The 3896-nt window shown below is 47.7% G+C and carries 4 protein-coding genes and 1 pseudogene; 3 read left to right on the top strand and 2 right to left on the bottom strand.

Translation table 11 applies throughout. From position 1 onward, the window contains the following. Positions 1-114: 114 nt before the first annotated feature. Positions 115-1281 (bottom strand): annotated as a pseudogene (locus ACR2PX_RS21500) (chloride channel protein). A 482-nt stretch (positions 1282-1763) separates the two neighbouring features. Between ACR2PX_RS21500 and ACR2PX_RS21495 the strand changes: the two are divergent. The 3 genes from ACR2PX_RS21495 to argC all read left to right on the top strand — a co-directional run bounded on the left by ACR2PX_RS21495 (position 1764) and on the right by argC (position 3508). After that, positions 1764-1997, top strand: a complete 234-nt coding sequence (locus ACR2PX_RS21495; RefSeq protein WP_434001408.1) for a DUF3820 family protein — start codon at positions 1764-1766, stop codon at positions 1995-1997. Positions 1998-2066: 69 nt separating this feature from the next. Continuing rightward, complete coding sequence (locus tag ACR2PX_RS21490) at positions 2067-2411, top strand: HopJ type III effector protein (protein WP_434001407.1); 345 nt, start codon at positions 2067-2069, stop codon at positions 2409-2411. 53 nt (positions 2412-2464) lie between these two features. After that, positions 2465-3508: an N-acetyl-gamma-glutamyl-phosphate reductase gene (gene argC / locus ACR2PX_RS21485; RefSeq protein ID WP_434001406.1), complete on the top strand. Its 1044-nt coding sequence runs from the start codon at positions 2465-2467 to the stop codon at positions 3506-3508. A gap of 42 nt (positions 3509-3550) precedes the next feature. Here the strand turns inward: argC and ACR2PX_RS21480 are convergent, their stop codons facing one another. Then, the gene (locus ACR2PX_RS21480; protein WP_434001405.1) at positions 3551-3751 is read right to left on the bottom strand and encodes a hypothetical protein; all 201 of its coding nucleotides are present in this window, start codon (positions 3749-3751) and stop codon (positions 3551-3553) included. Between the last annotated feature and the right edge of the window lie 145 nt (positions 3752-3896).

Here is a 3896-nt window from a genome sequence, read left to right as displayed (position 1 = left end):
ACACGTTACAGCTCGACCTTAAACCCTACACAAGAGTGGCGTAAGACATACTCCGGTATGCAGCCGTGTTGACGGTGTAGATAAACCCAGAGAATCACTGATTGTCGCAGGTTTTTAGTAGCGGTGTCTGGATATCTGGCTGAAGGCCGGGTTCATCAAACTGCCGACTCCGGTTTGTCCCAGTAGCTGGTTGAGTGGGGAGGCTTCAAGATTCTGTCCGCCCTTGAGCAGCTGTATCTCGAATATTCCCCGATTCTGGAAGAATCGTCCCGCAGTCAGGCAGGCAATCACTATGACAAACATGGCGGGCATAATAATGTTTGGGTTGTGCGTTAACTCCAGAACCGTGACCAGGGCTACCAGGGGCGCCTGGAGTGTTGCTGCCATCATGGCAACCATACCCAATAGTGCGTGAAAAGAGCTGTTCAGGTTCGGAATATCCAGCAATTATTCACCCAGTGATCCAAACACAGCCCCGCAGACAGCTCCCATAAACAATGAGGGGCCAATAATACCACCGGGTATGCCCAGCCCGGTCACGGCTGCAGTTACGATCAATTTAGTGAAGAGCAGGATCGCCAGGGTAGAGAGTCCGAACAGGCCGCCATTAAGAAGAGATTCAAGCGTGTCATAACCTATCCCCATGACAGCGGGCACCATGACTCCAGCTATGCCCATAATAAGGCCGGCTGAAAGAATAGGCAGCACCAGGTGCCCTTTTCTTCGGGTAATCATGGCAGCCTGAAGACTGATGAACAGGCCTGCCAAAATACCGATGCAAACGGCCATAATAGCGGCAATCAACAATTCTTCCATCGACGTCATGGCAATAGCCGGTACATGGAATGCAGGCTCAGGACCGTACATCAATTGAGCCATCAGTGCAGCAACCACCGAGGCTGCCATAACAGGAATAAAGCTGCCCAGTGAGTATTGTTTGACGATCACTTCCATGGCAAAAATAACGCCAGCCAGAGGGGTGTTAAATGAAACGGATATTGCCGTAGCCACACCACAGCCTGCCAGGATTCTCAAAGTATTATCCGGCAATTGCAGGCGCTGTCCGAGAGCGCTCCCTGCTCCTGCACCCATGTGTACAGCAGGACCTTCACGGCCAACAGAAAAGCCACTGGCAAGAGCGATAAGAGCAGTAAAAAATTGCATTACGACACTTGAGGACGGCAGACGCCCACGGTGCATTGTCAGTCGCTCTATGACGTGAGCTACCCCTACACTGCGTCGTTTTTTTCTGATCAGCTTTACCATAAAAATAATGACCACGGCTCCAGCCAGTGGAAGCAGGAAGCGATGCAGAGCAGAAAGGGATTCGAAGTGATCTTCGCCTTCAGGAACCAGTGTTGTCGATATCAGTGTCAGTAATTCTCTGAAACCAATGAGCAGAGTTCCGGCAAACAACCCGGTAAGTAACCCCAGAATGGTCAGTTGTGGCAACGCTTCCGACGAAGAAAGGCGGATACGCAGGGCGTTCAGTGACAGTTTTTTATCAGGGGCCTTTAGCAATCATGCCTCCGTAACAGCAAATGACTCGAGCGGTTTAATATTAACCTTTTAATTAAATGGTTGCAGCTCTGAATGAATAAAAATCCAGTATCGTCGGGTATTCTGTCATAAATGTTTTAGGGTTAGTAATGCTTGAAAGGCTGGGCTGTACACTCGGCGTTGTTTTGGTGAAACCCGACTGCTAGAGTGGTTTGCTGTTCTGAAGGGGCTGTACCTGTCTGAGAAGGCTTCCGAAGCGTTTAATGAAGTCCGGGGTGGATGGCATCATGTTTGAGAAAGAAGATCTGTTGAAACTGGCCAGAATGCCCATGCCGTTTGGAAAATACAGTGGCAGGGTATTGATTGATCTCCCTGAAGAGTATCTGCTCTGGTTTGCCAAAAAAGGCTTTCCTGAAGGCGAACTTGGACGTTTACTGCAACTGGCTCTGGAAATTCATATTCATGGCCTGACTGACATCATCAAGCCTCTGAAGTAATAATGAGCGATAAAAGTCTTTTTTATCTTCCTGAAGTCCAAAGATTTTAACAGTAAGAAGAAGTTTTCTATGACTCTGAATGCCCTGTTACAGCAAATCAAAACGGCACCTGATACCGTTGAATTTGATCAGGTTATGTCTGTGATTGCTGATCATTATGAATACACGCCGGTGACTTTTCATAACAGTACTCTTGTCAATGAAGCCGGAACCAATGAAGGTTCCTGTAAAATCTTTGCGTTTGGCCTCCTGAATCAATTGGCTGAGAAAGAAGTTTTGAATTGTTTTGGTCGCTTCTACCGTGAAGACGTCTTGCAGAATCCTGAAAAAAAAAGCCACGGTAATATCCGTAGCTTCATGGCTCATGGCTGGGAAGGCATACGATTTGATCACCAGGCCTTGAAAGAATTATAATAAATAATTATTCTTATTTTTTGTATAAATATTCTACTTAGAGTGGCTTACCCATGATCAAGGCAGGCATTGTTGGCGGTACCGGCTATACCGGAGCAGAGTTGCTGCGTCTTTTGGCTGTTCATCCTGATGTTGAAGTGACCGTTATCACTTCACGAAAGGAGGCGGGCAAGCCCGTTAGTGAGTTATACCCAGGTCTTCGAGGCAAAATGGATATTGCCTATTCACAGCCAGACGATGATGTATTGGCGACCTGTGATCTGGTTTTCTTTGCAACGCCTAATGGGATTGCCATGAATTCCGTTCCGAAACTGTTGGCTAAAGGCGTGAAGGTGGTTGATCTGGCCGCTGATTTTCGTCTGACCAATCCCGAAGACTGGAAGCAATGGTACGGCATCGATCATGCCTGTCCGGATTTGTTGGCAGAAGCTGTTTATGGTTTGCCGGAAATGAACCGGGAGCAGATTCAGTCGGCACAACTGGTGGCGAATCCGGGTTGTTACCCAACGGCCGCTCAACTGGGGCTGTTGCCCTTGATAGAGAAAGGGCTGATTGAAGGCAATGTTATTATAGATGCCAAGTCCGGTGTCAGTGGTGCGGGTCGTGAAGCCAAGGTTGGCAGTTTATTGTGTGAAGTCTCTGAATCATTCAAGGCTTATGGGGTACCTGGTCACAGACATCTGCCAGAAATCAGGCAAGGCATTGGGCGTATGCCGATTGATGGTGCTCAGGCGTTTGGCGGAGAACTGGTCTTTGTTCCCCACCTGGTACCCATGATTCGAGGCATACATGCTACGTCGTATGTCTCAGTCAAAGATCACTCCATTGATCTTCAGGCGTTGTATGAAAACAAATTCAAAGATGAACCTTTTGTAGATGTTCTGCCTGCCGGCAGTCATCCTGAAACGCGTTCTGTTAAATCTTCTAATCAGTGTCGTATATCGATTCATCGCCCACAGGGTGGTGACACGGTAGTGATTCTGTCGGTTATTGATAATCTGGTGAAGGGGGCTGCAGGTCAGGCGATCCAGAATATGAATATCATGTGTGGACTTAATGAGACTGCAGGTCTTGATGCTCCTGCTCTGATGCCCTGATCACCCATTCGAGAGCCTGTTCAGGCTCTCGAATTCTCTCCGTTATTTCCAGGCTTTAAAAATGGCTACCACTCCTTTGACCTCTATTTCATAGCGGCTGAAGCGGCTGCTGAGCGCCTGTTCCAGATCTTCCAGGCTGTCTTTCGTGTTGTGGAAAAAGCCTTTGTTGTTGTAAAGAGTCATCAGCTTTTTGGCAAGAAAGCCTCGATGAACACCTCTATTAAGGATCGTGCTGCCAAACAATACCCCCCCCTTTTTGAAGCTATCTCTTTATCACAAATCCCAAACTTGACTTATCCTTTTCAGCGATGAGTCAAGGTTATGTTGCCATTACCTCCTGAACAATGGGCGGAACTTACTTTTGGGTGTGCAGATTTGGGTGATAAAC

This window comes from Endozoicomonas sp. (assembly GCF_051008435.1).
Classification (GTDB): domain Bacteria; phylum Pseudomonadota; class Gammaproteobacteria; order Pseudomonadales; family Endozoicomonadaceae; genus Endozoicomonas_A.
Note: the sequence above shows the minus strand (reverse complement) of the source record. Positions and strands in the feature narration are given on the sequence as shown.

Coding starts and splice junctions, on each gene's coding strand:
- ACR2PX_RS21495 (WP_434001408.1), top strand. CDS start 1,764: ATGAAGTCCGGGGTGGATGGCATCATGTTTGAGAAAGAAGATCTGTTG.
- ACR2PX_RS21490 (WP_434001407.1), top strand. CDS start 2,067: ATGACTCTGAATGCCCTGTTACAGCAAATCAAAACGGCACCTGATACC.
- argC (WP_434001406.1), top strand. CDS start 2,465: ATGATCAAGGCAGGCATTGTTGGCGGTACCGGCTATACCGGAGCAGAG.